The organism is Ruminococcus sp. (genome assembly GCF_017650195.1).
Classification (GTDB): Bacteria; Bacillota; Clostridia; order Oscillospirales; family Ruminococcaceae; genus Ruminococcus.
On sequence record NZ_JAGCFH010000080.1, the window covers coordinates 1 to 2877 of the forward strand.

The window sequence follows — 2877 nt, forward strand, 5'->3', positions numbered from 1 at the left end:
ATGAATGATCATTGTTTGATTTTAGTACTCCCATTTATGAAAAATGTTCCTGTGATTAAGATGGATTGATATTACATTATTGTTCCGCAAAGCCGTATTCTTCTAAAAATTTGACAATGCTTCTAACTGCATGCTTTTCCGCCCCCAATGAAAAACCAATGTCATTTTTGCCACCGCTTGAAATAACTTCAACAGTTGTTTTGTTGTCAGTTTCTTCTGCAATTATCGTCAAAGTCAAATTTGATCTTATTCGGAGATATTCTTTTTCAGCAATAATGATAGTCATTTTGTAATTTGGCTTTTCAATCTTCTTTATGTAAGGGCTTTCAAAGCAATAAACACTAGAAGAAAAGCATTTTTTCATAATACTTTCTATATCATTTTTATTCTGCGAAATTAATATGATTTTCTTCATAGTATTCTCCCCCAATTCTGATGTATCTAAGCGATATAATTTTTAGAAGGTTTTTTTAGGTGTTAGTTTCCAGGAATGATTCTATATTATTTGTTCCGCCTGTTGAGAGGTATGAATAATATGCAAGGATAGCAGAAGCGTCCTTTGCGTCTGACTTGTTGTCCTTGTTTACATCGCATGCTTCTTTTTGCTCATCTGTGAGTTCAGAGCTTTCACCGGTTGAGAGCCTGGAATACTCAGATAGAATAAAGGAAGCATCCTTTGCATCAACATTTCCGTCTCCGTTTGCATCACCGAGGGAAATTGACTTGGCCGGACCACCCTCCAGCACCTCAAATTTGTAGCCCCATTTTTCAGCGTAAGTCTGAGCAGTCGAGCCTGCGTATCCGCGGATAACGGTAGTCTCCTTGACGCCGAGTGTCGTTTCGTCATCGTCTATTGCACATTCGGGATTGTTGATTGTTATAGAGCTGAGTGAAGTGCAATTTTTAAACGCACCATCGCGTATTTTCTCGACAGAAGCAGGAATATCGGCGCTTTCGAGCATCACATCATTCCTAAAAGCGGTGCTGCCGATAGATTTTGCATTGTTGGAGATTCTGACGCTTTTCAGCTTTGGCATATCACTAAATGACGAATATGTGATGTCGTTAACAGAATCAGGAATTATGAGGCTCTCAAAAGAAGTATGGTAAAAAGTATAGCTTCTTAGTGATTTAACAGTTTCTGGAATGACAAATTCTTTTCCTGGATATGCAGGAGGGATCAGGACGAGCGTTGTCTTGTCCTTGGACATGAGATAATTATCGACAGAGCAGTATTTCGGGTTGTTTTCATCCACGGTGATTTTTTCGACTTTATCTGATCCTCCGAAGCATCCGCCGTTGTTGATCTGAGTGACAGAAGCAGGGAAGAATACCCCGGTCATTTCTGCTTTGCTCCAGAAAGCTGATGACCATGTACACGTCACGGGCAAGCCGTTGACTGTTGACGGGACAACAAATACACCCTCAATATCAGACGGGGTGTCTGTCAATTCGGCATAATCGCTGTACACTGCATATGTTAAGCCGTCTACGACTACTTCTTCGTAATCATCAGCATTGGCTGTTATTCCAGAAGTGAGTGACGGAACGGATGACGTGCCGAGCGGAAACGCTGAGCCTAACATCATAGTGAATGAGAGAGCACCTGCAATTATTTTTTTCTTATCCATAGTTTTTCTCCTTGAAAATATATTGATAATAATATTCTATCACAAATACCGGAAAAAGCAATTCGTTTGAGAGAGATTTGTCTGTGTGCACAAATTAGGAGGTCTTGAAATAAATTTCTTTTACCTGCTCATTTACGGAAAATAGCACTTTTCAGCACGCGTGCCTTTAAGATTGAAATATTGTTATTTTGAAAATGAAAAAAGCTGTGGAGCGGATTTCTCCGCTCCACAGCTGAAAAAATAGACTGTTATGAGTATTATTCGATTGGGATCTGTGGCTTCTTTGGTTTAAATGGATGGGCTTTTTCGTAATCAGCGGCAGCAGTAGACGATTCTTCAATGCTTGCCTTGCCGAAATACTCTCTACGCCATTTGGTATAATCAAACCGTTCACTCAGGATATAGGATATGAAACGCTCAGTTTCAATCGTACCGAGATGTTCAAATAAGCAACCATACCCACGATCAATGAGTTCGGCGGTAGTAATATTATTATTCATCATCTTCAGTCCCTCCTAAAATCATAATAAATTCGGTCGGGTTGACTACTCTAATTTTATTTCTTTTGTATTATAAAAGTTGGTCATCTGTAGTCAGCATATAATCACAATGTGCAAGAATAGCATAAGCGGTATGTAAAGCATCGGCAGACTTTACACCTGTAGACATAATCTCATTCGCTATTTCAGTAGCCTTTTCACGCCATTAGCTGCTGACATATGCAGATGAATAAGTTTTGCATATTTCAGTATGCTGATAAGTGCACTGGAGATCTTTTGCGTTGACCAATTCTAAAAATACTGATAACCAAAAACTGTTGCAATTATAACTCAGACTTGCTATAATGATTATAATAGAATTTCTGTAACTTTAACCTCTTTTCGCTAGAAGTCTCCGACCTCTACAGGTGGGAGATGAATAGCGCTCCTATTTACTAAATATTCTTGACATTGCAAACATAGTGTAATATAATAAAATCAGTTGACTATAACGAAAGCTGAAGGATAGCTTGATAGTAGACAGGAGGAATGAGTAAAATGGCAAACAAGGCTTATAAATTCAGAATATATCCGAACGTAGAACAGCAAATCTTGTTTGCTAAAACATTCGGTTGTGTCCGCTTTATCTACAATCGTATGCTTTTTGATAAAATTGAGTATTATAAGGAAACCGGGAAAATGCTTATTACCACACCAGCACAGTATAAAGAAGAATATGAGTGGCTGAAAGAAGTGGATAGTCTTGC

The 2877-nt window shown here is 38.5% G+C and carries 4 protein-coding genes; 1 reads left to right on the top strand and 3 read right to left on the bottom strand.

Going from position 1 to position 2877, the window contains the following annotated elements:
- Positions 1-76 precede the first annotated feature (76 nt).
- The 3 genes from J6U00_RS03250 to J6U00_RS03260 form a co-directional block, all read right to left on the bottom strand.
- A complete protein-coding gene (locus tag J6U00_RS03250; RefSeq protein ID WP_296578787.1) occupies positions 77-415 on the bottom strand; it encodes a DUF6054 family protein in 339 nt (112 codons plus the stop codon).
- A 55-nt stretch (positions 416-470) separates the two neighbouring features.
- Positions 471-1631: a leucine-rich repeat protein gene (locus J6U00_RS03255; RefSeq protein WP_296578789.1), complete on the bottom strand. Its 1161-nt coding sequence runs from the start codon at positions 1629-1631 to the stop codon at positions 471-473.
- 257 nt (positions 1632-1888) lie between these two features.
- A complete protein-coding gene (locus J6U00_RS03260; RefSeq protein WP_296578792.1) occupies positions 1889-2134 on the bottom strand; it encodes a hypothetical protein in 246 nt (81 codons plus the stop codon).
- 534 nt (positions 2135-2668) lie between these two features.
- On the opposite strand from J6U00_RS03260, the gene J6U00_RS03265 reads away from it, so the two are divergent.
- A partial coding sequence (locus J6U00_RS03265; protein WP_296578795.1) for a helix-turn-helix domain-containing protein occupies positions 2669-2877 on the top strand: 209 nt, incomplete at its 3' end.